Source organism: Paracoccus sediminis (genome assembly GCF_900188295.1).
GTDB lineage: Bacteria > Pseudomonadota > Alphaproteobacteria > Rhodobacterales > Rhodobacteraceae > Paracoccus > Paracoccus sediminis.
The window spans coordinates 138,262-164,223 of the sequence record NZ_FZNM01000005.1; the positions used below are offsets into that span (position 1 = coordinate 138,262).

At 66.8% G+C, this 25,962-nt stretch carries 24 protein-coding genes; 7 read left to right on the top strand and 17 right to left on the bottom strand.

Going from position 1 to position 25,962, the window contains the following annotated elements:
- The first annotated feature begins 58 nt into the window (after positions 1-58).
- Complete coding sequence (locus CHB77_RS09500) at positions 59-325, top strand: hypothetical protein (RefSeq protein ID WP_089387967.1); 267 nt, start codon at positions 59-61, stop codon at positions 323-325.
- A gap of 25 nt (positions 326-350) precedes the next feature.
- Here CHB77_RS09500 and CHB77_RS09505 read toward each other — a convergent pair whose 3' ends face one another.
- From CHB77_RS09505 to CHB77_RS09575, 15 genes are all read right to left on the bottom strand, one after another.
- On the bottom strand, positions 351-821 hold the full coding sequence (locus CHB77_RS09505) for a cell wall hydrolase (RefSeq protein WP_089388054.1): 471 nt from the start codon (positions 819-821) through the stop codon (positions 351-353).
- 105 nt (positions 822-926) lie between these two features.
- The gene (gene iolB, locus CHB77_RS09510; protein WP_089387968.1) at positions 927-1,736 is read right to left on the bottom strand and encodes a 5-deoxy-glucuronate isomerase; all 810 of its coding nucleotides are present in this window, start codon (positions 1,734-1,736) and stop codon (positions 927-929) included.
- Between the two features lie 80 nt (positions 1,737-1,816).
- Entirely contained in the window at positions 1,817-2,728 is a 912-nt protein-coding gene (gene iolE / locus CHB77_RS09515; protein ID WP_089387969.1) for a myo-inosose-2 dehydratase, read from the bottom strand.
- A 12-nt stretch (positions 2,729-2,740) separates the two neighbouring features.
- On the bottom strand, positions 2,741-4,591 hold the full coding sequence (gene iolD / locus CHB77_RS09520; RefSeq protein WP_089387970.1) for a 3D-(3,5/4)-trihydroxycyclohexane-1,2-dione acylhydrolase (decyclizing): 1,851 nt from the start codon (positions 4,589-4,591) through the stop codon (positions 2,741-2,743).
- 58 nt (positions 4,592-4,649) lie between these two features.
- Complete coding sequence (locus CHB77_RS09525) at positions 4,650-6,572, bottom strand: bifunctional 5-dehydro-2-deoxygluconokinase/5-dehydro-2-deoxyphosphogluconate aldolase (RefSeq protein ID WP_089387971.1); 1,923 nt, start codon at positions 6,570-6,572, stop codon at positions 4,650-4,652.
- 23 nt (positions 6,573-6,595) lie between these two features.
- The gene (locus CHB77_RS09530; protein WP_089387972.1) at positions 6,596-7,381 is read right to left on the bottom strand and encodes a TIM barrel protein; all 786 of its coding nucleotides are present in this window, start codon (positions 7,379-7,381) and stop codon (positions 6,596-6,598) included.
- Positions 7,382-7,384: 3 nt separating this feature from the next.
- Positions 7,385-8,398: a Gfo/Idh/MocA family protein gene (locus CHB77_RS09535; protein ID WP_089387973.1), complete on the bottom strand. Its 1,014-nt coding sequence runs from the start codon at positions 8,396-8,398 to the stop codon at positions 7,385-7,387.
- Positions 8,395-9,309 carry a sugar phosphate isomerase/epimerase family protein gene (locus tag CHB77_RS09540; protein ID WP_089387974.1) on the bottom strand — a complete coding sequence of 305 codons (915 nt, stop codon included), beginning with the start codon at positions 9,307-9,309 and terminating at the stop codon, positions 8,395-8,397. Before CHB77_RS09540 ends, CHB77_RS09535 begins: the two co-directional genes overlap by 4 nt.
- Positions 9,310-9,386: 77 nt before the next feature.
- Positions 9,387-10,316, bottom strand: coding sequence for a substrate-binding domain-containing protein (locus tag CHB77_RS09545; protein WP_089387975.1), 930 nt, complete (start codon positions 10,314-10,316; stop codon positions 9,387-9,389).
- A gap of 60 nt (positions 10,317-10,376) precedes the next feature.
- Positions 10,377-11,393, bottom strand: coding sequence for an ABC transporter permease (locus tag CHB77_RS09550; RefSeq protein ID WP_089387976.1), 1,017 nt, complete (start codon positions 11,391-11,393; stop codon positions 10,377-10,379).
- Between the two features lie 13 nt (positions 11,394-11,406).
- On the bottom strand, positions 11,407-12,945 hold the full coding sequence (locus CHB77_RS09555; RefSeq protein WP_089387977.1) for a sugar ABC transporter ATP-binding protein: 1,539 nt from the start codon (positions 12,943-12,945) through the stop codon (positions 11,407-11,409).
- A gap of 59 nt (positions 12,946-13,004) precedes the next feature.
- Complete coding sequence (locus tag CHB77_RS09560; protein WP_089387978.1) at positions 13,005-13,946, bottom strand: sugar ABC transporter substrate-binding protein; 942 nt, start codon at positions 13,944-13,946, stop codon at positions 13,005-13,007.
- Positions 13,947-14,196: 250 nt separating this feature from the next.
- Positions 14,197-15,225, bottom strand: a complete 1,029-nt coding sequence (locus CHB77_RS09565; RefSeq protein WP_089387979.1) for a LacI family DNA-binding transcriptional regulator — start codon at positions 15,223-15,225, stop codon at positions 14,197-14,199.
- 64 nt (positions 15,226-15,289) lie between these two features.
- Complete coding sequence (locus tag CHB77_RS09570; protein WP_089387980.1) at positions 15,290-16,189, bottom strand: Gfo/Idh/MocA family protein; 900 nt, start codon at positions 16,187-16,189, stop codon at positions 15,290-15,292.
- 390 nt (positions 16,190-16,579) lie between these two features.
- Positions 16,580-17,590 carry a LacI family DNA-binding transcriptional regulator gene (locus CHB77_RS09575; protein WP_089387981.1) on the bottom strand — a complete coding sequence of 337 codons (1,011 nt, stop codon included), beginning with the start codon at positions 17,588-17,590 and terminating at the stop codon, positions 16,580-16,582.
- A 114-nt stretch (positions 17,591-17,704) separates the two neighbouring features.
- Between CHB77_RS09575 and CHB77_RS09580 the strand changes: the two genes are divergently transcribed.
- From CHB77_RS09580 to CHB77_RS09605, 6 genes are all read left to right on the top strand, one after another.
- Positions 17,705-18,655, top strand: coding sequence for a TIM barrel protein (locus CHB77_RS09580; RefSeq protein ID WP_089387982.1), 951 nt, complete (start codon positions 17,705-17,707; stop codon positions 18,653-18,655).
- A complete protein-coding gene (locus tag CHB77_RS09585; protein ID WP_089387983.1) occupies positions 18,652-19,824 on the top strand; it encodes a Gfo/Idh/MocA family protein in 1,173 nt (390 codons plus the stop codon). The genes CHB77_RS09580 and CHB77_RS09585 overlap by 4 nt, the downstream gene beginning before the upstream one ends.
- Positions 19,825-19,892: 68 nt before the next feature.
- A complete protein-coding gene (locus CHB77_RS09590; RefSeq protein WP_089387984.1) occupies positions 19,893-20,117 on the top strand; it encodes a hypothetical protein in 225 nt (74 codons plus the stop codon).
- 65 nt (positions 20,118-20,182) lie between these two features.
- Entirely contained in the window at positions 20,183-20,608 is a 426-nt protein-coding gene (locus tag CHB77_RS09595; protein ID WP_165456240.1) for a YsnF/AvaK domain-containing protein, read from the top strand.
- Positions 20,598-21,515 carry a YsnF/AvaK domain-containing protein gene (locus tag CHB77_RS18650; protein WP_089387986.1) on the top strand — a complete coding sequence of 306 codons (918 nt, stop codon included), beginning with the start codon at positions 20,598-20,600 and terminating at the stop codon, positions 21,513-21,515. The genes CHB77_RS09595 and CHB77_RS18650 overlap by 11 nt, the downstream gene beginning before the upstream one ends.
- Before the next feature lie 200 nt (positions 21,516-21,715).
- The gene (locus CHB77_RS09605) at positions 21,716-23,215 is read left to right on the top strand and encodes an HWE histidine kinase domain-containing protein (RefSeq protein ID WP_165456239.1); all 1,500 of its coding nucleotides are present in this window, start codon (positions 21,716-21,718) and stop codon (positions 23,213-23,215) included.
- On the opposite strand, the gene CHB77_RS09610 is transcribed toward CHB77_RS09605, so the two are convergent.
- Positions 23,212-23,598: a response regulator gene (locus CHB77_RS09610; protein WP_089387988.1), complete on the bottom strand. Its 387-nt coding sequence runs from the start codon at positions 23,596-23,598 to the stop codon at positions 23,212-23,214. The genes CHB77_RS09605 and CHB77_RS09610 overlap by 4 nt on opposite strands.
- 122 nt (positions 23,599-23,720) lie before the next feature.
- Positions 23,721-25,946 (bottom strand): Hint domain-containing protein, encoded by a 2,226-nt coding sequence (locus CHB77_RS09615; protein ID WP_089387989.1) that lies wholly within the window; start codon positions 25,944-25,946, stop codon positions 23,721-23,723.
- Positions 25,947-25,962: the final 16 nt, after the last annotated feature.

Genomic DNA, 25,962 nt, shown 5'->3' on the forward strand with positions numbered 1-25,962 from the left:
GGCGGAACGTCTTGGCTGCCCTGGGGGTTGTGCTGACTGCAAGCACGGGGGAAGACCGATGACCGATGCCATCTTGATGCTGGACGGGCTGGATCCGCTGACGGGCACCGCCGAAACCGGGGGCGACTATATCCAGTTCCGCACGGATGCGGTGCTGGACACGGCGTCGCTGGAACATGGCCACGAAGGCCGGATCGACCTTGGGGGACGAACGGAAAGGGTCATGCTGAAAAGCGCCCATCCCCACCATCCCAGCTCTGGGGATCCGGATGCGGCGGATATGCTGGAACTGACGCTGCAACGCTTTGACCCGCAGCCGGGCTAACCGGCTCCTCGGCCTCGGCGGCGGCCTAGCGTCCGGTGATGCCCTCGATCGGCCGGGGCGGGACCGGACGCGTCACCAGATGGCGTTTGCGCCGTTCATAGAACGCGTTGCCGCCGGTCGTCAGCACATACTGCATATTGTCATACGGAAACCGGTACCCGGCCGTGTGAAAGAACATCGCGTTTCCGATCAGCGGGTGCCGTTCGCCCCGCAGGACGGATCTCGCGGCCTCGCGGACCTTGGGAAGGGAACGGTCGTTCATCTTGCGCGACAGAACGCCCGAGGCGAACTGGTTCTTCTGCCCGACGACGCCGCAGACCGACCGCGGATACTGGCCCGACTGCACCCGGTTCATGACCACGCTGCCGACAGCCACCATGCCGTCGCGGCTGGATCGATTCGATTCGAAATACATGGCGCGCTCCATGCATTCCTGCGCGGACATGCGCCCGCCCAGGCCGCAGCCTGCCAGCACCAGCAATGCCGCCAGCGACATGCCGGTCCGAAACCCCAAGATAGCCTTCATCGCCCTGCCCCGCCGTGCCTGTTGTTTTGGGCAAGGCTTACCAAGAACCGCGACGGCGCCGCAAGCGGCGTCCTGTCAGCCCTTGTCGCGTTCGATGATGCTTTCGACCTCGGGCGCCGCGACGAACCGCCAGGCCCTGCGTGGCCCTGCCATGACGTTGAGGTAGTAGAGTTCGAACCCATGGGGTGCGCCGCAGGGATGGTGGCCGCGCGGGACCAGCACCACGTCGCCGTCGCGCACCGCCATCGCCTCGTCCAGGCTGCCGTCGTCGGTATAGACCCGCTGGACGGCCCAGCCGTTGCAGGGGTTCAGGCGGTGGTAATAGGTTTCCTCCAGATAGGTGATGCGGGGAAAGTCGTCCTCGTCATGGCGATGGCTGGGATAGGACGACCAGTTGCCGGCGGGGGTGAAGACCTCGGTGACCAGCAGGCTGTCGCAGAAATCCTCGGCCTCCATGGCGATGTTGTTGATCCAGCGGGTGTTGGACCCGGTGCCGCGCTGGGTTAGGGCGATGCCGTCCGGGCCGATTCGGCGGGCGGGATGCCCGCCCCGGCCCGGCGCGGTGCAGACGGCGATGGTGCAGTCGGTGGCGGCGGTGGCCCGCCAGTCCTGTCCGTTCGGGACATAGAGGCAATGCGGCGGGGTCTTTTCAAAGACATCCATGCGGTCCCCCAGGATGCCCCAGTCCCGGCCCGCGGCGGTGATGGCGGCCTTGCCCTCGACCAAGACCAGGATCGCTTCACTGTCCCCGGTGGCCTCGGCCACGCTTTCGCCCGCGCGCAGGCGGTGCAGCGAAAAGCCGACATGGCGCCAGCCTGCCGATTGCGGCGTGATCCGGTGCACCTCGCCGTGGCGGCCAAGGGGCCTTCGAAGAAGAACGCTCATGGTGTCGGTCCTTTGCGTTGGAGCAAATATCCTCGGGGGGGAACGGGGGGCGAAGCGCCCCCGTCCTTGCGGGGCGAGGATCAGGCGGCCGCGGCGCGGTCCAGACCCGCCTCGGCCGCGGCGGCCTTCAGGGTCCGCAACCCCAGCGACTGGTATTCCAGCGGGTTGCGCAGCGCCGGATCCTGCTCGGCCTCGATCACCAGCCAGCCGTCATAGCCCGCCTCGGCCAGGATGCGCAGCAGCGGCACGAAGTCGATCGCGCCCTCGGGGTCTCCGGGCACGGTGAAGGCCCCGGCCAGCACGCCTTGCAGAAAGGACAGGTTTTCGGCCCGGACCCGCTGCGTGATGTCCCGCCGGATGTTCTTGGCGTGGAAATGCGCCACGCGCCCGGCATGTCGGCGCAGCACTGCCACGGGATCGCCCCCGCCAAAGGCGCAGTGGCCCGCATCGAACAGCAGCTGCGTGGCAGGCCCGGTCGCGGCCATGAAGGCGTCGATCTCCTCGGGCGATTCCACCACTGTGCCCATGTGGTGGTGATAGGCCAGGGTGACGCCCTGGGACGCCACATAGGCCGCGAATTCCTCGATCTTGCGGCCGAATTCGGCCATCTCCTCTGGCGTCAGCCGGGGCCGGCCGTTCACGGCCACGTCGGGGCTGCCATGCACGGTGTTGGAACATTCGCAGGCGATGCAGACCGTGCAGCCATTGGCCTTCAGCTTGGCCAGATGCGGCTGGACGGCGGCGATCTCGTCGGCGACGCTGCCGGTCAGCAGGTTCGTGGAATACCAGCCCGAGATGAAGGCCAGGCCGTATTGTCCCAGCAGGCCTTTCAACTCCTGCGGATCGTCGGGCCAGCGGTGGCCGTTCTCGATCCCGTCGAAGCCGATGACCTCGCCCGCCTCGTGCAGGATCTGTTCGGTCGGGATATGGGCGCCGATGGTCTGGTCGTCGTCGTTGGCCCAGGCGATCGGGTTGGTGCCATAGCGGATCATGGTCCGGTCCTTTCAGTTCACCAGCCGCGCGCGGGCGGCGTTTTCCAGATAGGTCTGATAGGCGTCGCGCAGCCTGTCCGTCGCGCCCACGGCCGGGACGGCCACGTCCCACCAGTGGCCCGCCTGATCGGTCAGGCCCCCGTCCAGACCCGTGGCCGGGCCGTCCTTGGCGGTGGTGTCGATGACGATCACCGTGGGGACGCTTCGCCCCCGTGCCGCGATGATCTGCGCCTCGAGGTCGGCGATGCCGGCGGCCTTGACCGCATGGGCGCCCATGGACCCCGCATGCGCCACATAGTCGATCCGGGGCTGATCGGCGACGTTGCAGTCCGCATACATGTTGTTGAATTCCGCCCCGCCGCAGACCTGCTGCAACCGGTTGATGCAGCCGTAGCCGCGGTTGTCGGTCAGCACGACGGTGAAGGGGATACGGCGCATCACCGCCGTCGCCAGTTCCGAATTGGCCATCATGTAGCTGCCGTCGCCCACGAAGCAGACCACCTCGCGGGAGGGAGCCGCCAGCTTGATCCCCATGGCGCCCGCGACCTCGTACCCCATGCAGCTATAGCCGTATTCCATGTGGTAGCCGCCTTGGGCGGGCTGCCACAGCAGCTTCAGCGCGCCGGGCATGGTGCCGGCGGCGCACATGGCGATGGCGCCAGGGGCCGCGCGCTGCACGGCGCCGATCACCTGGGCGTCGGTGGGCAGGTCGTTGCCGGGCGCGGGGGCCGCGCAATGGGTATCCACGGCGGCCAGCCAGTTGGCGCGGGGGGCGGGATTGAAGTCTACCTTGTGATCGCCCAGCATCGCGGTCAGCTTCTCCAAAGCCACGCGCGCGTCCGCCACCAGCGACACCGCGCCATGCTTGGCCGCGTCATAGGGCTGCGCGTTGATCGACACCAGCCGGGCATCGGGGGCGAACAGGGTCCGCGAGCCGGTGGTGAAGTCCTGCAACCGCGTGCCCACCCCGATCACCAGATCCGCATCCCGCAGCACGGCATTGGCGGCGGCCGACCCGTCCACGCCCGAGGCGCCGAAGTTCATCGGATCGGCCTGCGCCAGGGCCGATTTGCCCGCCTGCGTTTCCGCCACCGGAATGCCGTGGCGGGCGGCGAAATCGGACAGCGCGGCCTCGGCCCCGGAATAGACCACGCCTCCGCCCGCGACGATGGCCGGGCGTTTGGCGGCGCGGATCAGGCCGGCCACCTGCGCCAGTTCGCGGGCATCGGGTTCGGGGCGGCGGATGCGCCAGACGCGGGGCGCGAAGAACGCCTCGGGCCAGTCCCAGGCCTCGGCCTGCGTGTCCTGGCAGAAGGCCAGGCACACCGGGCCGCAGTTGGCCGGATCGGTCATCACCCGCAGGGCGCGGGGCAGCGCGGTCAGCAGCTGCTCGGGCCGCTGGATGCGGTCGAAGTAGCGCACCACCGGGCGGAAGCAGTCGTTGGCCGATACCGTGCCGTCGTCGAAATCCTCGACCTGCTGCAAGACCGGATCCGGACGGCGGCTGGCGAAGACATCGCCCGCGATCAGCAGGACCGGCAGGCGGTTCACATGGGCCAGCGCCGCTGCCGTCACCATGTTGGTGGACCCCGGCCCGATCGAGGCGGTCACGGCCTGCGCGCGGCGGCGCGCGCTTGCCTTGGCGAATGCGATGGCCGCATGCGCCATGGTCTGTTCGTTCTGGCCCCGCCAGGTCGGGAAGGCGTCGCCGATCCCGTGCAGCGCCTCGCCCAGGCCCGCGACGTTGCCATGGCCGAAGATCGCCCAGCAGCCTTCGATGAAGCGTTCGCCGTCTTCGGTCATCTGCACCGACAGCCAGCGGACCATGGCCTGCGCGGCCGTCAGGCGGATCGTTGCGCTCATCCCAGCACCTCTTGCATGTTCAGCCGTCGCGGGGCGCGCCCGCCGGTCAGGATCCGGTTCATGCCGCCACCCGCGCGCTTGCCCGCGCCCGGTCCCAGACGGCGCAAAGACGGCCGTAGCGCCGGGCCATTTCCGCGACGGCCTCGTCGTCGGTCAGGTCGCCGTCCAGCCAGGCCCGCGCCACCGCGCCGAAGATGGTGCGGCCCACGGCAAAGCCCCGGACCAGCGGAAAGGCGGCGGCCACGGCAAAGCTGTCCGACAACTCGGCCTCGGGCGCGTCCAGGCCCAAGACAACGATGCCGCGGGTGTGGGGGTCGTTCTCCTCGATGGCCGCGATGGCCTTGCGCCAGGCCACCCCTTCGGTCATCGGCTCCAGCTTCCACCAGTCGGGATACACGCCCGCCGCATAGAACTGCCGGATCAGGGTGGCGGTCGTTTCGTTATCGACCGGGCCGACCTTGGACGGGATGATCTCCAGCAGGAACTCCAGGTCGTTGCGGCGCGCGGCCTGGAACAAGCGCTTGACGGTTTCCTCTTGCGCGGCCCGCGTCGCCGCGTCGTCGCCTGGGTGGCAGAAGCAGAGAACCTTGACCACATTCTCGCGCGCCCAGCCTTCCAGCCCGCCGCAGTCGAGGCCCAGTTCCGGTTCCAGTTCCAAGGGCCGCGACCCCGGCCATTCGGCGGGCCGCCCGATCCACAGCCCCGTGCCCGATGCCGCGTGCAGCGCATCCCGCCCGATGCGGTTGTCGCACAGGATGCCATAGCCCGGCTGGCCCGCCTGCACCTGCAACGCGGCCTTCAGGCACAATTCCTTGAAGGCGCCGCCCCGTTCCGGCGTGTATCCGGGCATCTGTTCCAGCTGCATCCGGTGGTCGAAGGCAAAGACCCGCATCGTGGTCCAGTCGCCGCCGGTGCGCCGGTGGCGGTTGGTGGCCCAGTGGACCTGTTCCAGTTCGGGATCGTTGCGCAAGTCGGGCCGCACCACGCCGCGCCGCAGGAAGAACTCCAGTTCCGCAAGGCTGGGATAGGCGGGCGTGCAGCCGTGGCGGGACACCGCAAGCGCCCCGCAGGCATTGGCGTATTCCAGGGCCTTGGGCCACGGCTCGTTGTCCAGCCAGCCCTTCATCAGCCCTGAAAAGAACCCGTCGCCCGCGCCCAGCACGTTGAAGACCTCGATCGGGAAGCCCGGCCCGGCCTCGCCTTCGTCCAGTGTGTCGGGGATGGCGCCGGTAAAGGCCACCGCCCCTGCCGCACCCCGCTTGCAGACCAGGGTAGCATCCGAAACCCCCCGCACCGCCCGCAGCGCGGCGACCGTGTCGGTGGTGCCGCCCGCGATGTGGAACTCCTCCTCGGTCCCCACGATCAGGTCGAACAGGTGCAGCGTCGCTTGCAGCCGGGCGGTGACGGCCGCGCTTTCCACGAAGCGGCTTTCCCCGTCGCCATGCCCCGCCAGCCCCCACAGGTTCGGGCGATAGTCGATATCCAGCGCCGTCCGCGCCCCGTGCCTGCGGCCCAGGTTCAACGCCTTAATGACGGCCGCTTCCGTCCGCGGATGGCTCAGATGCGTCCCCGTCGCCAGCACCGCGCGGGCGTCCGCGATCAGCGATTCGTCGATGTCGTCCTCGCACAGCGCCATGTCCGCGCAGTCGCTGCGATAGAAGATCAGCGGGAACTGTTCCCGGTCGCGGATCCCCAGGATCACCAGGGCCGTGAGCCGGTCGGGGTCGGTCACAACGCCGCGCACGTCCACCCCTTCGCGCACCAGTTGCTCGCGGATGAAGCGGCCCATGTGTTCGTCGCCCACCCGCGTGATGAGGCCGGACCGCAATCCCAGCCGCGCGGTGCCGCAGGCGATGTTCGTGGGGCTGCCGCCGATATACTTGCGGAACGACCCCATGTCCTCCAGCCGCCCGCCCACCTGCGCCCCATACAAGTCAATGGAACTGCGGCCGATGGTGAGAAGGTCAAGGGATTTGGTCATCGGATCGGTCCTTGTCTTTGGGATCAAAGCTGCGCGGAAACGAAGGCCATGCTGGTCTTCAGCGCGCCTTTGGGATCGGCGGCGTCGTGAACCTTGGACGCGAAGGGTTCGAAGCTGAACGGGCCGTCATAGCCCGCGTCCAGCAGCGCCCGGATCTGGGCCACGTTTTCCAGCCGGTCCGCGTCGTCTACCAGCACCCGGTGCGCGTCCAGCATGGCGTCCACCGCAACGTCCGGGTCGGTCACGCCCGAGATGTGGACAAGCCAGGTCCAGTCCGGGAAGAATTCGGTTTCCCCGGCCAGATGATGATGAAAGGTGTCGTGCATCAGCCTGTAGGTGCCCTCGCCCCCTGCCGCCTTTATGGCGCGGATCGCCTCGGCCTTGGTGCGCAGGGACGAGATCGGGAAGCCCAGCGGTTCGACCAGCCCGGTCAGGCCGCGCGTGTCCAGGATCGTCTTCATGGCCGCCAGCGCGCCGACCAGGCTATCGAAGGAGACCTTCGTGCCGTCGTTCAGGGGGCACATCACCAGGGCCTTGGCGCCACAGGCGGCGGCGTAATCGGCCATCGCCTCGGCGCGCGCGGGCAGGTCGCCCCCCCAGACGTTGAAGGGATAAAGGGCATTGATCGACACGATGGTCACGCCGGCCTCCTCGGCCTCGGCCTTCACTTGGGCGGGATCCCACGCGGACAGCACGTCGGGCAGGTCGTTGCGAATCTCGACGGCGGTGACGCCAAGCTCGCCGGCAGCAGTGAAAAAATCGGGTAGCGACAAGTTCGGCGCGGCGATGTGGTTCAGGGCAAAGCGCATGGGTCAGCCTTGGGCGTAAAGGGCGGGACGGTCGGGATGGGCGATGGCAATGGCCTGGCCCTCGGATTCCTGCGCCTGAACGCAGGCGTCGGACGCGACGGCGGCCATGTAGCCGTCCCACGAGGTCGGGCCAGATGCCGTGCCCTGCGCGGCAGCCTTCAGGAAATCCTGCAATTCCACGTCATAGGATGCCACGAAGCGGTCCTTCCAGTCAGTCAGGATCGGATTTTGCAGGCTGGCGTTCAGGCGCATCTTGATCGCCATCGGTTCGGGCAGGGACGCCACGCCATCCTCGCCCACAACCTCGCACTGGATGTCATAGCCGTAATGGCAGTTGACGAAAATCTCGGTGTTGATGACCACGCCCTTGGCCGTCACCAGCGTCACGATCTGCGGATCGCGCAGTTTCGCATGGGTGCGCGCGCAGGACCGGGGAAAGGTCACGCGGGCGGACACATAGTCGTCATCCAGCAGCCAGCGGAAAACGTCGATCTCGTGGATCAGCGTGTCGTGGATCGCCATGGGGGTGGTATAGGCCTCGGGGACCGAGGGGTTGCGGTGGGCGGCATGGACCATGATCGGCGCGCCGGTCTGGGCCAATGCGGCCTTCAGCGCGACATAGCCTTCGTCGTAACGGCGCATGAAGCCGACCTGCACCAGGCGGGTGCCGTGCGCCACCTCGGCATCGACGATGCGTTTCGCGCCTTCGGCGGTGGTGGCCAGCGGCTTTTCGCAGAAGCAGGGCTTGCCGGCGGCGATGGCGGCCAGCACGTATTGTTGGTGCGTGGCGCCCCAGGACGTGACCAGAACCGCGTCCACATCGGGGCTGGCGATCAGATTCTCGCCCGTGTCGAACACGGTGGCGTCGGGTGCGATGTCGGCGCGGACCGCCTCGGCCGAGGCGCGGTTCACGTCCGACAGCGCGGTAATGGTGCCGCCGGACAGCACCTGATTGATGCGGCGAGCATGGTCGCGGCCGATGGCTCCGGTGCCGATGACACCAATTCTGACGGTCATTTCCTGGAACCTTCCTTCCAATATTGATCGATGTATTTCTGCATTTCGGTGCGCATGAAGCGGCCCGAGTGGTCGGCGCGGTCCTCCCAGGCAAAGACGCAGGCGGTCATGATGCCGTCGAAACCGATGGCGGCCAGTGTGCCGAAGAAATCGTCCCACGGCACCTCGCCCTGGCCGATGTTCAGATGCTGGTGCACGCGGGCCTGCGTGCCCGGCGGGTTCAGGATATAGCGCAACCCGCTGGACGCCTTGTGGTTGAAGGTATCCCCCACATGGACATGGGCCAGCACGTCGGCGGATTCGCGCAGCATCGCCACCGTGTCGTCCCCGAAATAAAAGGTGTGCGGCGCGCAATACAAGAATTTCACGCGTTTCGAATTCACCGTGCGAATGATGTCCAGGGCGGGCTGGATCGTTTCGCACCAGTCCTCGGGATGGGGTTCGACGTTGAGCTGGATGCCCTCGCGCTCCAGGATCGGGACCAGCTCCTCCATCGATCGCCACCAGGCGTCCTCGCAGGCCTCGATCATCGACCCGGTGTGGCAGCAGTAACATGACCCCTTGTCGGGGTGGGGGCCGCGCCCGAATTCGCTGTTCATCGTGTCCACGCCCAATTCGACCGCAATCTCGATGGCGCGCTTCCAGTGCTTGACGGCGGCTTGGCGTTCGGCCTCGTCGGGGCTGGCCCAGCGATACATGGGCAGCAGGGATGCGATGCCCACATCCGCGTCCTTCAGCGCCTGTTTCAACGCCTTGATGCGGTCGGGGAACACACGGGGCGCCTTGAACCATTCCAGGAAATCGCCGCGCGGAGACAGCTCGATCCAGTCATAGCCAAGCTCCTTGACCTTGGCGGGGATCGCCTCGAGCGGCAGGTGGCGGTGCATGAAGGGGTCGATGGCGATGCGCATGGGAGATCCTGTGTCTTGTCTGAAAAAGCCGGGCAAGGCGCGGGGAGGAGGAGACGCGCCCCGCCCGGCGGCACCGCTTACTTCCGGTAATCGGCGATGTTGTCGGGCGTCACGGGTTCGAACGGGATCCAGTGTTCGGGTTCGATGGTTTCGCCCCCCGCTGCGGCGACGGCGGCTTTCACCGCCTGCCCGCCCTGGCCCGTGGCGTTCTGGTAAACGGTCACGTCCATCTGCCCCGCTTCCATCGCGGCCAGACCGTCGGCGGTGGCGTCGATGCCCGCGATCACGATGTCGCCTTTGCCAGTGGTGGCCGCCAGGGCCTGGGCCGCGCCGATGGCCATTTCGTCGTTGTTGGCGACGATGGCATCGAATTCCAGACCGGCGGTCATCCAGGACGTGACCAGATCCTGCGCCTGGACGCGGTTCCAGTTGGCGACCTGCTTTTCAACGATTTCCACCGCGCAATCCGGCCGGGCAAAGGCTTCCTCGACCATCCGGGTGCGGACCAGGGCCGCACGGTTTTCCAGCGGACCCATCAGGATCACGGCCTTGGGATTCTCGCGTCCCTTCAGCGCGGCGCAGACGGCGGTGGCCTCCAGGCGGCCCGCGTCGGTTTCCTGGGAACCCACATAGCCGGTGCCCTCGGACATTCCGGTTTCCAGTTCGGCGGGCGGATGGTTCACATAGATCAGCGGAATGCCCGCCCCGGTCGCGGCGGCGGTGATCGCGGCGGTGCTGTCGCCGTCCACCGCGTTCACGATGATCGCATCGACCCCGTTTGCCACGAAGTTCTGGACCTGGTTCAACTGTCTGGCCACGTCCAGCTGGGCATCCTCGACCGACAGGGTGACGCCTTCGGTCTTTGCGGCCTCGGACCGGATGCCGTCCAGCAGGATCGTCAGGAACGGGTTGTCGAACGAGGTCATGGTGACGCCGATCTGCGTGTCGGCCCAGGCCGGGGCGGCCAGTGACAGGCACAGCGCGGTAGAGGCGGTCAGTCTGGTCATGGTCAGGATTCCGTCATGATGGTGGGGTGCCGGGACGGCCCGATGCCGGGCCGCGCGGGGTCAGGCCTTCCGGCGCTTTCGCTGGCGGTGAACGTCCGCCACCACGGCGGCCACGACGATCGCGCCCTTGATCATTTCCTGGTAATAGGCGTCCAGCCGCAGGAAGGTGAAGCCCGAGATGATGACCCCGAAGATCACCATGCCGATGGCCGTCCCCAGGATCGACCCGCGCCCGCCGTTCAGCGACACGCCCCCGATCACCGCCATGGCGATGGCGTCCAGTTCATAGGCCAGCCCCATCCCGGCCTGCGCGGTCTGGCCGCGCGCCGCCACCACCATCCCGGCCAGGGCGGCCAGCATCGCGGCGATCACATAGACCTTGACCAAGTGGCGTTCCACATCGATGCCCGACACGCGCGCGGCCTGGGCGTTGGCGCCGATGGCATAGGTGAACTTGCCATAGCGGGTGTATTTCATCGCCACATGGAAGATCGCCGCGACCAGGATGAAGATCACGACCGGCATCATGCCGCTGCCGATCCAGGCAAAGCCTTCGGTCGGAAAGCTGACCGGCTGGCCCTTGGTGTACCATTTGGCGAACCCGCGCACCGTGACCATGGTGCCCAGCGTGGCGATGAAGGGCGGGATCTTGGTATAGGCGATCAGCCATCCGTTGATGAGGCCCACGACGGCCCCGCAGCCAAGGCCGATCAGCAGGGGCACGATCATCGGCAGGTCGGTCAGGCCCGGATAGACCGCGCGGGCATAGGTGGACACCTGGGCGAACGACATCGCCACCATGGCGACCGCGCCCACCACCGATCCCGACGACAGGTCGATCCCGCCCGAGATGATGACCTGCGTGACCCCCACGGCGATGATGCCGATGACCGAGACCTGAAGGATCATGATCTTGAGCCGGTTCCAGGAAAACAGGAAGGACTGGCCCTGGAAGATCCAGCCCAGGATCTCGAACACCAGGGCGATGCCGATCAGCACCAGCAGGATGTTGACCTCGGTCGGCAGGCGGCGCTGCGGACGGGCGGCGCGGCTGGCGGAAATGTCTTGGCTGCTCATGAGGATGGTTCCCTTACTTCGCCGCAAGCGACATGATCTTGACCTGATCCGCCTCGTCGCGGTTCAGGAAGCCCGACACATGGCCCTCGTGCATGACCATGATGCGGTCGGACATGCCCAGCACCTCGGGCAGTTCGGACGAGATCATCAGGACCGCCACGCCCTGCGCGGCCAGTTCGGTAATCAGGCGGTGGATTTCGGATTTCGCGCCCACGTCGATGCCGCGGGTCGGCTCGTCCAGGATCAGGATCCGGGGTTTCGTCAGCAGCCAGCGGGCGATCAGCAGCTTCTGCTGGTTGCCGCCCGACAGGTTTTCCACCGTTTCCTGAAGGTTCGGAGTCTTGACGCGCAGGGTGCGGGCCATGTCCTCGGCCAGGGCATTCACCTCGCGCTGCTGGACGAAGCCGTTCCTGACATGGCTGCGGGTAATCAGCGCGGACTGGATGTTTTCCAGGCAGTCCAGCGTCAGGAAGCAGCCGGTTTCCTTGCGGTCCTCGGTCAGGAAGGCCATGCCGTGCGCCATCGCCTGGGCAGGGGTCTTGATAGAGACCTCGGCCCCGTCGATCAGGATCCGGCCGGATTCGGCTGGGTGGACACCGAACAGCGCCTCGGCCACGTTCGACCGCTTGGACCCGACCAGACCCGCCAGGCCCAGGATCTCGCCCCGCCGCAGGGAAAAGGACACGTCGTGGAAGACGCCGGGCAGGGTCAGGTTCTGCACCTCCAGGATCGTGCCGCCGATGGGGCAATCGACCTTGGGGAACATGTTGGTGATCTCGCGCCCGACCATCATGCGGATGATGTCGTCGCGCGTCACGTCGGACGCGTTGTGGGTGCCCACGTACTTGCCGTCGCGAAAGACGGTGAATTCGTCGGCGATCTCGAACAGCTCGTTCATCTTGTGGGTGATGTAGACGATGCCGATGCCGCGTTCGCGCAGGTCGCGGATGATGGCGAACAGGTGGTCGACCTCGCGTTCGGTCAGCGCGGATGTCGGTTCGTCCATGATAAGCACGTCGGAATTGTGCGACACGGCCTTGGCGATCTCGACCATCTGCTTTTGCGCGACCGTCAGTTCGGACACCTGAACCGTCGGATCCAGCCCGATGTTCAGCCGCGCGAACAGATCGGCGGTCATCTGCGCCATCTTCGCGTGGTCGATCAGGCCCAGGCGGTTCGTGGGTTCGCGGCGGATCCAGATGTTTTCAGCCACCGTCATCCAGTTCATCAGCGCCAGTTCCTGGTGGATCATCGAGATCCCCTGTTCCAGCGCGTCCAGCGGCGATTTCAGCGCGACGACCTGGCCGCGCAGCCGGATCTCGCCCGCGTCGGGCTGATAGACCCCGGCGATGATCTTCATCAGCGTGGACTTGCCCGCGCCGTTCTCGCCCATCAGGGCATGGACCGTGCCGGGGCGGATGCGCAACTGCACGTTGTCCAGCGCCAGCACGCCGGGGAATTCCTTGCGGATGCCGCTGATCGACAACACGCCTTCGCGGTCGATCGTAGTCTTCACGCGGTCGATCGCCGCGGCCGTCCTGGGACTGACCATCACCTGTCCTTTGGCCTGGGAAGGGATGCCGGGGCGCCGAACCGCCCCGGCGCGTGGGTTCAGTTCTTGGCCTGATAATCGGCCAGGTTCGCGGGCGTGACCAGTTCGAAGGGCACATAGACCTTGGTGTCCACGGCCTCGCCGCGCGCCAGTTTCAGCGCCGCGTCCACCGCGCCCTGGCCCTGGCCCGCCGCGTTCTGGAACACCGACACGTCCAGGTCGCCCGCCGCCATCGCCGCCAGCGCGTCCTGGGTCGCGTCGATGCCGCCGACGATCAGGTCGTCCATCGACATGCCCGCCGATTTCAGCGCCTGGACCGCGCCGATGGCCATTTCGTCGTTGTTGGAAATCACCGCGTCGAATTCCAGACCCGAGGTGATCCAGTTGGTCATCAGGTCGGCGGCCTGGGTGCGCGACCAGTTGGCGGTCTGCTCCTCGACGATCTGGATGAAGCTGCATTCGGGCGTGGCGATCACGTCCTTGATGTCCTGGGTGCGCATCCGCGCCGCCTGGTTCGACAATTCGCCCATCAGCACGACGGCCTTGGCCTCGGTCTTGCCGGCCTCCTTCAGCAGCCGGCAGATTTCCTGGGTCTGCAACGTGCCGGATTCCTTTTCGTCGGACGCGACGAAGGCCTGCTTTTCGGGCAGGGTGTCCACGTTCACGGGTTCGCGGTTGACATAGACCAGCGGGATCCCCGCATCGGCGGCGGCCTGCGACATGGCGACGGTGGCGTCGGTGTCGACCGGGTTCACGATGATCGCATCCACGCCCGAGGCGACGAAGTTCTGGATCTGGTTCAGCTGTTTGCCGACATCGTTCTGGGCATCCTCGATCTGCAAGGTCACGCCGTCCAGGGTGGCGGCATGGTCCTGCATCCCGTTGCGCAGAACGGTCAGGAAGTTGTCGTCGAACAGTGCCATCGACACGCCGATATTCTCGGCCTGGGCGGAACCAGCCATCACCGCGCAGATCGCGGTTGCCGTCAGCAGTCGCTTCATTCTCAGTCCTCCACTGATGGTGCATTGGCACCTTGTTCGTTGACCCGCGCCAGACATCGGGGTGCGCACGGTCAACCCGGCGAATGCGGGGTTTCGGTCACGGCCGGTCTTGGCGGGCGGCGACACGTCTCCTCAGGGTGTCGCAGGGGCAAGATCACCGATGTAGGTCGGCCGGTCAATCATCCCGTGGCCCGTGAAACCATCATTCGTGATGCAAAATGATGCCCGCAATGATGGTTTCACATCACTTTCAGAGGCTTTCCGGCGTCCAGATCTGGAACGGCAGGAACCGCTGGCCGGGATTGTCGGCCATGCCGTGGTCGCAGGCCTGGATCATCAGGGCGACGGTTTCCTCGCAGACCTGCCGCAGCGGCGTGCTGATGACGACGGCCAGGGTGCGGTCCTGCAACGCCTCGCGCGTGTCGGGGGTCAGTTCGTTGACGATCAGCGCCACGTCGCCGGGCTTGCGCAGTTCGCGCAGCGCGGCGATGGCGCCTTCCATCCCACCGCCCGCGCAATAGATCCCCACAAGGTCGGAATGCCGTTCCAGCAGTTCGGTTACGGCCTCGTGGGTCAGTTGCCGCGTTTCCAGGTTGACCTGAGGGTTCAACAGGTCGAATTCCGGCGCATATTCCCGGAAATAGCTGCGAAAGCCGGTCTCGCGCAGTTCGTGGCCGTGGAACCTGTGCCCGCCGATGAACACCGCGACCTTGCCGGGGCGCCGAGCGATCCTTGAAATCAGCCAGCCGACCGACCGACCGACCTTGATGTTGTTGGTCCCGACATAGCTTTCGCGCACGCCTTGCGCGAAATCGGACAACAGCGAAAAGGTCGGAATGCCCCGCGCGCGCAGGTCGCCGACCGCCGCCGTGATCTTGTGGTGATCCAGCCCGGTTGCCGCCACCGCATCGACCTTGCCCGCCAGCGATCTCAGCAGCTGTTCCAGTTCCCCCGGCAGGGTGGACTGGGCAAAGCGCACCGTGACGCGGATCCGGTGCGAGGTGACGGACGCCGCATGGTCCTGAAACAGCCGGGCGAAGTCCTGATAGAAGGGATGGCGTTCCTTTTGCAGGATCAGCGCGAAATGCCGTTCGGGCAGTGCCGCCATCAGCCGCGCGCGGATCGCGTTGGCGCCGTGGTATCCGATGCGCTGCGCGGCCTCTTGCACGCGTCGGGCGGTTTCCTCGCGCACCTTGAGGCGGCCGTTCAGCACGCGGTCGGCGGTGGCCAGGCTGACGCCGGCTTCTTTTGCCAGATCGGCGATGGTGGGGCGGCGCATCGGGTTCCCCGTGCATGATGTAATCCGTCAGAGATGTGACGGTTTCACATCATGCGGGGACGCGTCAAGGCTGCCAGCCGCCGCGCAGATCGACCGGCTGGCCGGTGGCGATGGACCGCAAGGCGGCCTCGGCCAGACGCTGCGCCTCGTAGCCGTCGCGGATCCCGGCCAAGGGGGCGGGGCCGCCGTTCAGCCAAGCCGCAAAGGCCGCCATCTCGGCGCGATAGGCCCCGTCGAAGCGGGCGATGAAGTAATCCATCGGCGCCGCGGTCAACTGGCCCGCAGGCCCACTGACGCGGACATCGGATTGCGGGCGGTTGTCGATGAACAGAACCTCGGCGGCGCAATGCGCCTCCAGCCGCTGGTCGTATCCCAGAGGGCTGCGGCGGTTGTTGGTCATCGTGACCATGCGGCCGGATTCGGTCAGCATCGTCACCGCCAGCGTGTCGATGTCGCCCGCAGCCCCGATGGCCGGGTCGATCTGGCAATTGCCGACGGCATGGACGGTGGCGATCTCCTCGGCGCATATGCAGCGGGCCTGATCGAAATCGTGGATCGCCTGGTCGCGCAGCATCCCGCCCGACTGGCGGACATAATCGATGGGCGGCGGGCCGGGGTCGCGGGTGTGCATCACCCGCTGCTCCAGCCGCCCGGCCTGCCCCGAGGCGATGCGGTCCCGCACCGCGCGGAAGTTCGGGCCATAGCGGCGCTGAAACCCCAGCATGCAGCGGATGCCCGACGCCTCGACCGCGTCGGTGATGCGCGCGACGGTTAGCCAGTCCAGCGAGATCGGCTTTTCGCAGAACACCGCCAGCCCGCGTTCGCTGGCCGCAAGCAGCAGGTCGGCATGGCTGTCGGCCGAGGAACAGACGACGATGCCGTCCAGATCGTCGGACAGCGCGTCGGCGGCCGACGACCGGCGCGCGCCAAGCCGCGCCGCAAGCGGAGACAGGATTGACCAGATGCGCGACCGTTGCGCCGGAAATGGCTGCGGCGCTCACCGCATGCCCCGGCACGGCCAGAATGGTGCGGAACCCTGGCCGCCCCCTGGGATCGCGCGCATCATGGAAGTGCAGTTCCGCCCAGCGTTCCTGATCGAACCGCACCCCGCCCCCGGTGCCCACGACTTTATGGGTCAGGCCCATCGTGCAGCCCGCCTGGACGCGGCTGGCCGCGATGCCGCCCGGCATGCCAGAGGCGAAACGCAGCAGGAACTGCGCATGATCGTCAGCGCAATGGCAGAGGCCTTGCCCTTGGAAACCGCGCCGATGACGCCGAAACCGATCCCCCTGTTCCTGCGCAACGCTAGGGGGGCGTCCCGCCCTGCGGCAAGCGATTGCCTGAGGGGAACCCCTCAGACGCTTTCGGGCATGACGATCTGGATCTCGGTGGCGATGGACCCGGCGTCCCCGTCCAGCCGCCCGACCAGGCGGGCCACGGTTTCCACGGCAAGCCGCGCCTCCAGCATGGGCTTCTGGTCGATGATCGCCTGCACCTTGCGGTCGCGCAGCATGATCCGGCGTTCGGGCGTCAGTTCGTGGGTGAGGATGGCGATGGGGCGGGACTGGCGCAGCGGCGCAAGGGCGGCCACCAGTTCCGAACAGCCGGTCGTGCACAGGTATATGCCGTGCAGATCCGGGTTGGCCCGCGCGGCGCGCAGGGCCATGGCGGCGGCGGTTGCCTTGTCCTCGTGCGTTTCCAGAACGTCCGTCACGCGGATGGCGGGGTGACGTTCGGCCAGCACGTCGATGAAGCCGCCGCCCCGCGCGCCGTGGCCCGGCATGTCGAAGCGGCCGATCAGGACCAGGGCCTCGCCCCCCGCCGGACCGATCAGGTATCCCATCAGATCGCCCGCGACGCGGCCCGACTGGCGGTCGTCGGGACCGACGAATGCGGCGCGCCGCGCGGTCGGCACGTCGTCGGCCATGGTCACGACCGGGATGCGCGACGGCAAGGCCTCGATCGCCGTCACCACCTGGGGGGACGCCGGAACGGTCAGGATCATTCCGTCGGCCCATGTCCCGGCGCGGGCGATCCGGGCGGCGACGCGGTCGGGCCGTGTCGGGTCGATCTGTTCGATCTGGAACAGCAGGTTCAGATCGCGGTGGATGGCGCGGGCCTGGTCGAGGCCGCGCCGCAACTGGTCGTGGAACGGATTGGATGGCGGCTGGATCAGAATCGCGATGCGCTTGGCCGTCGTGGGCCTGACCGTCAGGTTCCGGTCCAGCCCCAGCTGCCGGGCGGTGTGCAGGATCGCCGTTTCCTTGTCCGCCGACACCCCGCCGCGCCGGTTCACGACCCGGTCCACCGTCGCGACCGAAACGCCGGCCGTCCGGGCCACATCCTCCAGCGTCACCTTGGCCATCTGTCCCCCGTGCCCGATCTGGCGCGACCATGACGGATTGATGGTTTCCCCTCAAGACATTCCTTCGGTCCGCGCATCCTCGCAGGTAATCCTGCACGCAACCGGAGGAGAACCATGACCATCACAATCACGACGGCGCCCTGCTGCTGGGGCGTGGACGATGTGACCGATCCCGACCTGCCCGACTGGCGGCTGGTCCTGGCCGAGGCCGCGGTGGCGGGATACGGCGGACTGGAACTTGGGCCGTACGGCTATATGCCGCTGGACGCCGGTGCGGTGTCGGCGGAACTGCGCGGGAACGGGCTGTATGTCGTGGCGGGCACCATCTTCGACGATCTGGTCGATCCGGCCAACCGCGACAACCTGGAACGCCAGACGCGGCAGATTTGCGCGGTCATCACCGCCCTGCCCCGCCCGCCCGTGGCGCCCGGCCAGCGGTTCGCCGCGCCCTATCTGACGGTGATGGACTGGGGCCACGACGCGCGCGATTACGCGGCGGGCCATTCCGACCGCGCGGTGCGGCTGGACGATGCCGCCTGGGCCGGGATGGTCGCCAACATCCGCGCCATCGCCCGGATCGCGCGCGACGAATGGGGCGTCCGCGCGGTGATCCATCCCCATGCGGGCGGCCACATCGAATTCGCCGACGAGATCGAACGCATCGCCCGCGACGTTCCCGCGACCGAGGCCGGGCTGTGCCTGGACACCGGCCATACATTTTATGCCGGAATGGATCCGGTGGCCATGCTGGACCGATACTGGGACCGGCTGGACTACTTGCACTTCAAGGACATCGATGCCGCGAAATTCGCCGATGTGATGACCCGCCGCATCCGGTTCTTCGATGCCTGCGCGATGGGCGTGATGTGCCCCATCGGCGACGGCTGCATCGATTATCCGGCGATCCTGGCGCTGCTAGAACGGCGCGGTTACGCGGGATACGTCACCGTCGAACAGGAACGCGACCCGCGCAACGCCGGGGGATCGCTGGCCGACGTGACCAAATCCCGCCGCTATCTGGAAACCGTGGGCTTTGCCCACCCCGCGATGGAGAGAACCCGATGATCGACGGCACCCGATTGACGAAATCCGCGATCCGCTGGGGCATGGTCGGCGGCGGCAAGGGCAGCCAGATCGGCTATGTCCACCGGTCCGCCGCGCTGCGCGACGGGTATTTCGACCTGATCGCCGGGGCCTTCGACCTGGACCCGCAGCGTGGCCGCGACTTCGGCGCCGAACTGGGCCTGGACCCCGACCGCTGCTATGCCGATCACAACGCGATGTTCGCGGCGGAATCCGCGCGCCCCGACGGCATCCGCTGCGTCACCATCGCCACGCCGAACAACACCCATTACCCCATCGCCAGGGCGGCCTTGCAGGCGGGCATTCACGTGATCTGCGAAAAGCCGCTGACCTTCACCACCGCCGAGGCCCTGGACCTGCAAGCCATCGCCGGCGAACGCGGGCTGGTGGTCGGCGTCGCCTATGGCTATTCCGGCCACCAGATGATCGAGGAGGCCGCCCGGCTGGTCGCCGATGGCGCCCTGGGCGACATCCGCATCGTCAACCTGCAATTCGCGCATGGTTTCCACAGCGCGGCGGCGGAACTGGACAGCCCCGCCGCCCGCTGGCGCGTCGATCCGGCATTCGCCGGTCCCAGCTATGTCCTGGGCGATCTGGCGACCCATCCCCTGTATATCAGCCAGGTGATCTGCCCCCATCTGAAGATCAGGCGCCTGCTGTGCACCCGGCAAAGCTTCGTCGCCTCGCGCGCGCCGCTGGAGGATAACGCCACGGTGCTGATGGAATACGACAGCGGCGCGGTGGGCACCTGCTGGACCTCGGCCGTGAACGCGGGGGCGATGCACAGCCAGAAGGTGCGGGTGGTGGGATCCAGGGGATCGGTCGAATGGTGGGACGAGCATCCCAATCAGCTGCGGCTGGAAATCCAGGGCGAACCCGCGCGCCTGCTGGACCGGGGCATGGCCTATCTGCACCCGCAGGCCCTGGCCGACGACCGCATCGGCGCGGGCCATCCCGAAGGGCTGTTCGACGCCTGGGCCAACCTGCACTACCGCTTTGCCTTGGCCATCGAGGCGCACGAGGACGGCGTTCCGTCCCGCGTGGCGGGCCTGCGCTATCCCGGCATCGACGCGGGGGTCGAGGGCGTCCGCTGGGTGGAAACCTGCGTGCGCTCGGCCGACGCGGGCGGGGTCTGGGTGGATTACCTCTGATCTCCGTGGAACCCTTGGGCAGGGATTGCCGTCACACCCCCTGACACTGCCTGAAGGGAGACAGGGCGATGACCGAATTCTGGATATGCCGGCGCGACAATCCGCATTTCCGCCTGACCCGGAACGGCAAGGACTTTTCGGCCATCGATGCGCCCATGGTCTTTGCCAGCCATGACGATGCCTTCGATTACATGACCCAAAGAAACACCCAGCCTCCGCTGGAAGGGGTATCGCTGGAAATCGTCGGGTCCGATGCCGGACGACCGGCGCCCCGCCGCTGGTATAGCATTTGATAAGTGGGGACGGCGGAACGGATATGTCCGGCGCGTCGTTTCATCAACGATCAGGAAAGGGCACCATGACCGACGATCCGCAGATTCTGCCAGTTGTGAAGGAAGAACTGGTTCTGACCAAAGAGCAGCGTCTTGCCGGGCGGGTCCGCGTCAGCACCAGGACCGAAGCCGTCGATCAGATGCTGTCGGTCGATCTGACCGAGACCCAGGTCGAGGTGGTTCGCGTCCCCGTCGATCGCAGGATCCAGACGGTGCCCGAGGTCGTCACGAAAGACGGTGTGACGATCGTTCCCGTGGTGGAAGAAAGGCTGGTCGTGACGCGGGAACTGTATCTTCTGGAGGAAGTGCACATCCGTCACGTCGAACAGCGGCGGACACAGGAAGTGCCCGTCACGACCCGACATCAGACCGTCCATGTTCAGCGCGTGCCCGTGGAACCAGGGGCATCCGCATCCAATTCCGTTGCAAAGGACCAAGACGATGACTCATGACAACGATTATGGAACCACCGGCCGCACCGGCGGAGCCTCGGTTTCGGCCATGTTCGACGACCGCGCCGATGCCCAGCGGGCCGTTGACCGGCTTGTCGCCATCGGCATTGCGCAGGACCGGATCCGCATGGTCGAAGGCAATGCCTCGACCGACGGCACGGTGGCTGCGGACGATCAGGAAAAAGGCTTCTGGGCCAGCCTGGAGGACTTCTTCTTTCCGGACGAGGACCGCTATACCTATGCGCACGGCCTGTCGCGCGGCGGTTATCTTGTCACGGTCACGGGCATCGACTCGGGGCGTTACGACGAGGTTCTGGATGTCCTGGACGACGAAGGCACCGTCGATCTGGACGAACGCGAGGCAAGCTGGCGGGCCGAGGGCTGGGGCGGCTACGAGGCCAGCCCCTATGCCGCAGGCACCCCCGGCATGATCGACGCCGATCCCATCGCCTCCGGGACTTCGGTGGGCACGGGTTATCGGTCCGACGATTCCGACCGCGCCTGGATGCCGTCGGCGGACATGTCCAACGACGAAACCATTCCCGTGATCGAGGAACGCCTGCGCGTCGGCAAACGCGACACCAGCCATGGCCGGGTCCGGGTCCGCGCCTATACGGTCGAGGAACCCGTCAACGAAAGCGTCACCCTGCGCGACGAACGGGTCGAGATCGAACGCCGCCCGGTGGACCGCACCTTGACCGATGCGGACACCGCCTTCCGCGACCAGACGATCGAGGCCGAGGAATACCGCGAGGAAGCCGTGGTTTCGAAAGAGGCCCGCGTGGTCGAGGAGATCGGAATCCGCAAGACCTCCGACACGCGCGAGGAAACCATTTCCGACACCGTTCGCCGCACCGAGGTCGAAATCGAGGATGACCGCAGCGGACCGGGCACCACCCGGAAATAAGCGGGCAGACGCCACCCCTATGGACCAAGGCCTGTCGGACGGGCCTTGGTCCCGCGCTTTTTTCCCCAGCGTGCAAAGGCTGGACCGGCCCGCATGAAATGAGGGCTTCGCAGCATCGGAAATTAGATATAACGGTGATCCAGAAGCCGACATATTGGTCCGGCACGTTATATGACTCGATGAGCATTTCAATGAATGGAATGTCCAAGCCTTTTGCGCCTGGTACCCGGCAGGTGATGTCCTTGCAAGGCGGCGGCGAATGCGGCGCCTTGTTGCGCGGATTGGACTGGGATGCAAATCCCCTTGGATCGCCCGAAACCTGGCCCGACGAACTGCATGTCGTGGTGGGCATGGCCATGGCATCCGCGCAACCCATGCTGATCGTCTGGGGGCCTGCCCAGATCACCCTGTACAACGACGGTTACGCGGCGATGTGCGGCAACCGCCATCCCCATGCCCTGGGACGGCCTTTCGGGGATCTGTGGTTCGACATCTGGGATGCGGTCAGGCCAATCATCGAAGCGGCCTATGCGGGCATCGGCACCTCGATGGACGACATCGAATTCACGATGCACCGGCATGGTTATCCCGAAAAGACCAACTTCGCATTTTCCTATATTCCGGTGCGCGACAGCGCGGGCGCCGTGCTGGGCATGTTCTGCCCCTGCACGGAAACCACGGCCAGCGTGGCCGCGAGGGCTGCCGAACAGGTCGAGCGCAGCGGCTTTTTGCAGGTCTTCGAAGTCGCGCCCGGCGCGATTGCCCTGCTCAGCGGTCCCGATCACATGTTCCGTTTCGCCAATGCGGACTATCTGCACCTTGTCGGCGGCCGCGAGGTGATCGGCAAATCCGTGCGCATGGCGCTGCCCGAGGTGGTCGGGCAGGGTTTCGTCGATATTCTGGACAGGGTGTATCGCACCGGCGAACCCCATGTCGGCCGCCGCATTCCCATAGACCTGAAAAGCCACGGCGACGCGGTGGCCCGGACCCGGCTTCTGGACTTCCTGTACCACCCGATCCACGACACCGAAGGCGCGGTCAACGGCATCTTCGTGCAGGCCCTGGATGTCACCGATCTGGTGGGCGAGGAACAGAAACAGCAGATGCTGAACCGCGAATTGGGGCACCGGCTGAAAAATCAACTGGCCATGATCCAGGCCATCGTGAACCAGACCCTGCGAACCGCCGAGGATCTGCCGTCCGCCGGGCGGACCCTGGGTGACCGGATCCGTGTCCTGGCAGGCGCCCATGACATGCTGATCGAAGGCCGCGCCAACCGGGCCACCGTCGATGGAATCATCCGCAAGACCCTGGCGCTGCACGGGGATCGCCAGGGCACCCGGATCCGGGTCGATGGGCCGGATCTGGCCGTCGCTTCCCGGCCCGCATTGTCCCTGTCGCTGATCCTGCACGAACTGTCGACAAACGCGATCAAGTACGGGGCGCTTTCCAACGATGTCGGAACGGTCGACATCCGGTGGCAGATCGTCACGCAGGACGGACAGGACCGGATCGTCCTGACCTGGACGGAACGGGGCGGTCCGCCCGTCGCCACCCCCGACACTGTGGGATCGGGCACGAACCTTATCAGCACCGGGCTTTCCGGTACGGCCACCTGCGATGTCGGGATCGACTATGACCCTCGGGGGCTGCGCTGCGAGATCGTCGCCGATCTGGCCAGCTTCCAGAACGAGAACTAGGCCCGTGGACCCGCAGCGTCGGCCTGTGCCAGATAACGGGTCACGACGCCGACCAACTGTTGTGTCGCCACCGGCTTGTCCAGAAATCCGACCGGACCGGACGCCTGCGCCCGTTCGCGCGTCTTGCCATCCAGGCTGGCGCTGACAAAGACCGATGGCACGTCATGGGCCTGACGCAGCCGGATGGCGGTTTCGACCCCATCGGTATCATGCGCCAGGTTCACGTCCATGGTGGCAAGATCGACGGTATCTTCCAAAGCGATGCGCAACGCCGAAAACATGTCGCGGGCGAGCCTCGTGCGGAAGCCCGCCTCGTGCAACGCTTCCGACAGGTCCAGACCCACCAGAATCTCGTCCTCTACAATCAGGATAAGCCGCGACATCGGACACCCCTGCTATCGTCCTGCATTTCCGGTTCAGCAACCTTGGCTCAACAACGATCGGCGGGGTTTGTTCCGGCGTCGATCAACCGCAACCGCGCGCGCCCGGTCCGCCGCGCGCGCCGTCAGGTTTCGACAAGCGGGCGGTTGTTCTGGACATGGCGGACGGCCAGCTTGCGCGCCATGCGTCCCGACGACAGCGTCCGCGCGGCGGGATGGCCGCCGCCGCCGCGCAATTCGGGAAAGATCGCAAGGATTTCGCCCAGGGCCACGGGGCCGACCGATTTCAACGCCTCGTGGCCGGTATGCAGCGATTCCGTTTCGGCGCCGTTCGCAAACACGATCTGGTGGGCGTCGAACATGAAATGCACATAGGTCACGCCATCCAGATCCCGCGCGACGTCGATGCCGTCGATCTGGCACAGTTGCTTGGCCGCTACCAGAACCTCGGCGCTGTCGAAGATCCGCTGGGCGATCCGGGACCGCACCAGAATCCGATGCTGCGGCGAAACGATCAGGTCGTCCGCAGGCAGACCCCGGCCCAGCGCGCGCCGGCGGATGCGGATGGGGCGCAAATGCGGGTGCGTGGCCAGATCGGTGTGCGACAGCCTGCGCCGCCCGATCCAGCGGATCGGTTGCAGGCCCGCATCGCGGGTTCTGACCGCCGTGCCGACCCGCAGGTCGCCGGCCCTTGTCTGTCCGTTGGCGGTGTCGATCAGCGCGTCGGCGCCAAAGCAGATGACGCCCGTGGTATCGGTGGCCAGCAACGCAGACTCGATGGCTGCGCCGCGATTCTGGATGGTCAGCGTGAAGCTGGATCCAAAGCCGTTCGCGGCCGCGATGCTGTTCAGCCGCCCATCGTCCTGGTCGGCCCGCAGCCAGCCCAGGGGGGTGCTGTACGGCCGCAGGCCTGCCGCCACGCGCGACGCGTTGATGATGGCCATGTTTGACGCGTTGTAATGGGCGGTCAGGTCCACGACGTCGTTGTTGGCCGGGTTGCCGTCGTTGATCCCGCCGCTGTTGCCCGAACCGAAGTCGGCGATCAGATCGCCCGACCCCGCCACGAAGCGGTCGTTGTCCGCCCCCCCTGTCAGCGTATCGGCGCCCGCATCGCCGTTCAGGACATCGCTGCCCTGACCGCCTGACAGGCGGTCGTCGCCCTCGGCGCCGAACAGGGTGTCGTCGCCCGCGCCGCCCTCCAGACGGTCGTCGCCCGCGCCGCCGTCGATGGTGTCGGCGTCGGCCCCTCCATCGACGGTATCGTTCCCGGTCCCGGCGGTGATGCTGTCCCGGCCGCCCCCGGCCGAGATCCGGTCGGCGCCGCCGCCGCCGTCCACCGTTTCGGCGCCGGCGCCCCCGGTGAACAGATCGGCGCCGTCGCCCGACGCGAACCGGGCACCGGCGGCGTTGCCGGCCGCGTTGATCGTATCCGCGCCCGATCCCGTGACGACGGTTTCGATCGTGGTGAAGGTCGCGGTCGAGGTCGCGGTGCCGGTGGCCGCGGCGAAGGTTCCTGACCCGTTCGCAAAGGTCACGGTGGCTGCGCCGGTCAGGCCCGCGCCGTCCAGGGTGTCGGATCCGGTGCCCCCGGTGATGGTGTCGTTCCCGGACAGACCCGTCAGCAGGATCAGGTCGTTGTCCGCGCCCGCGTCGATCACGTCGTTGCCCGCCCCGGCATTGATCGTGTCGTTGCCCGCCCCCGCGCGCACGCGGTCGTCGTTCCACCCGTTCGCCGCGCCCGACAGCCCATCGCCGCCGTCGATCTGGTCGGACCCCCCTGCGACGGGTTCCACAAAGCCCGCGACGATGGAGTCCGCCCCGGCCGTGCCCTCGACATAGCCGTTGTCCCAGCCGATGATCTGACGGTCGGCGATCATGTTCAGGCCGGTGTCGTCACGGACCGAATTGATCGTGACAAACAGGATGGGCTTGGCGACCAGCACCGATTCCGGGGTGTTGGGCGGCGGCGCCAGGAACAGTTCCCCGGTGGTCGCCTGGGCAACGACCGCCGACAGCGTGGCGGTCGTGCCGTCGGCATAGGTGACGGTCGCGCCGTACTGCGCCACGCCGTCAAAGGTCAGCCGCCGCGTTCCCGATCCCGTGTCCGTTTCGATCTGGTCGTCCGACACCGTGTTGTCCGTGTCCAGGCCGGTGGCGCTGCCGCCATTGTTGATCGTGGTCGCCGGCCTGACGGCGTTGAACAGCGGCGATCCGGCCGACCCGAACCGCGCGCCCACCAGAAGCGAGGCGTTTTCCGAATCCGCATCACCTTCCTGGGGATCGATCTGGACGATCTGGTTCGCGGCATTGCGCGGGATGCCAAGAAAGATCCAGTTGAAGGTCGTCGGCATGTCTTGCTCCGGCAAA

Excerpts from the sequence above, each read along its gene's own strand:
- CHB77_RS09500 (WP_089387967.1), top strand. The coding sequence starts at position 59 with ATGACCGATGCCATCTTGATGCTGGACGGGCTGGATCCGCTGACGGGC.
- CHB77_RS09505 (WP_089388054.1), bottom strand. The coding sequence starts at position 821 with ATGTCGCTGGCGGCATTGCTGGTGCTGGCAGGCTGCGGCCTGGGCGGG.
- iolB (WP_089387968.1), bottom strand. The coding sequence starts at position 1,736 with ATGAGCGTTCTTCTTCGAAGGCCCCTTGGCCGCCACGGCGAGGTGCAC.
- iolE (WP_089387969.1), bottom strand. The coding sequence starts at position 2,728 with ATGATCCGCTATGGCACCAACCCGATCGCCTGGGCCAACGACGACGAC.
- iolD (WP_089387970.1), bottom strand. The coding sequence starts at position 4,591 with ATGAGCGCAACGATCCGCCTGACGGCCGCGCAGGCCATGGTCCGCTGG.
- CHB77_RS09525 (WP_089387971.1), bottom strand. The coding sequence starts at position 6,572 with ATGACCAAATCCCTTGACCTTCTCACCATCGGCCGCAGTTCCATTGAC.
- CHB77_RS09530 (WP_089387972.1), bottom strand. The coding sequence starts at position 7,381 with ATGCGCTTTGCCCTGAACCACATCGCCGCGCCGAACTTGTCGCTACCC.
- CHB77_RS09535 (WP_089387973.1), bottom strand. The coding sequence starts at position 8,398 with ATGACCGTCAGAATTGGTGTCATCGGCACCGGAGCCATCGGCCGCGAC.
- CHB77_RS09540 (WP_089387974.1), bottom strand. The coding sequence starts at position 9,309 with ATGCGCATCGCCATCGACCCCTTCATGCACCGCCACCTGCCGCTCGAG.
- CHB77_RS09545 (WP_089387975.1), bottom strand. The coding sequence starts at position 10,316 with ATGACCAGACTGACCGCCTCTACCGCGCTGTGCCTGTCACTGGCCGCC.
- CHB77_RS09550 (WP_089387976.1), bottom strand. The coding sequence starts at position 11,393 with ATGAGCAGCCAAGACATTTCCGCCAGCCGCGCCGCCCGTCCGCAGCGC.
- CHB77_RS09555 (WP_089387977.1), bottom strand. The coding sequence starts at position 12,945 with ATGGTCAGTCCCAGGACGGCCGCGGCGATCGACCGCGTGAAGACTACG.
- CHB77_RS09560 (WP_089387978.1), bottom strand. The coding sequence starts at position 13,946 with ATGAAGCGACTGCTGACGGCAACCGCGATCTGCGCGGTGATGGCTGGT.
- CHB77_RS09565 (WP_089387979.1), bottom strand. The coding sequence starts at position 15,225 with ATGCGCCGCCCCACCATCGCCGATCTGGCAAAAGAAGCCGGCGTCAGC.
- CHB77_RS09575 (WP_089387981.1), bottom strand. The coding sequence starts at position 17,590 with ATGGCCAAGGTGACGCTGGAGGATGTGGCCCGGACGGCCGGCGTTTCG.
- CHB77_RS09580 (WP_089387982.1), top strand. The coding sequence starts at position 17,705 with ATGACCATCACAATCACGACGGCGCCCTGCTGCTGGGGCGTGGACGAT.
- CHB77_RS09585 (WP_089387983.1), top strand. The coding sequence starts at position 18,652 with ATGATCGACGGCACCCGATTGACGAAATCCGCGATCCGCTGGGGCATG.
- CHB77_RS09590 (WP_089387984.1), top strand. The coding sequence starts at position 19,893 with ATGACCGAATTCTGGATATGCCGGCGCGACAATCCGCATTTCCGCCTG.
- CHB77_RS09595 (WP_165456240.1), top strand. The coding sequence starts at position 20,183 with ATGACCGACGATCCGCAGATTCTGCCAGTTGTGAAGGAAGAACTGGTT.
- CHB77_RS18650 (WP_089387986.1), top strand. The coding sequence starts at position 20,598 with ATGACTCATGACAACGATTATGGAACCACCGGCCGCACCGGCGGAGCC.
- CHB77_RS09605 (WP_165456239.1), top strand. The coding sequence starts at position 21,716 with ATGTCCAAGCCTTTTGCGCCTGGTACCCGGCAGGTGATGTCCTTGCAA.
- CHB77_RS09610 (WP_089387988.1), bottom strand. The coding sequence starts at position 23,598 with ATGTCGCGGCTTATCCTGATTGTAGAGGACGAGATTCTGGTGGGTCTG.
- CHB77_RS09615 (WP_089387989.1), bottom strand. The coding sequence starts at position 25,946 with ATGCCGACGACCTTCAACTGGATCTTTCTTGGCATCCCGCGCAATGCC.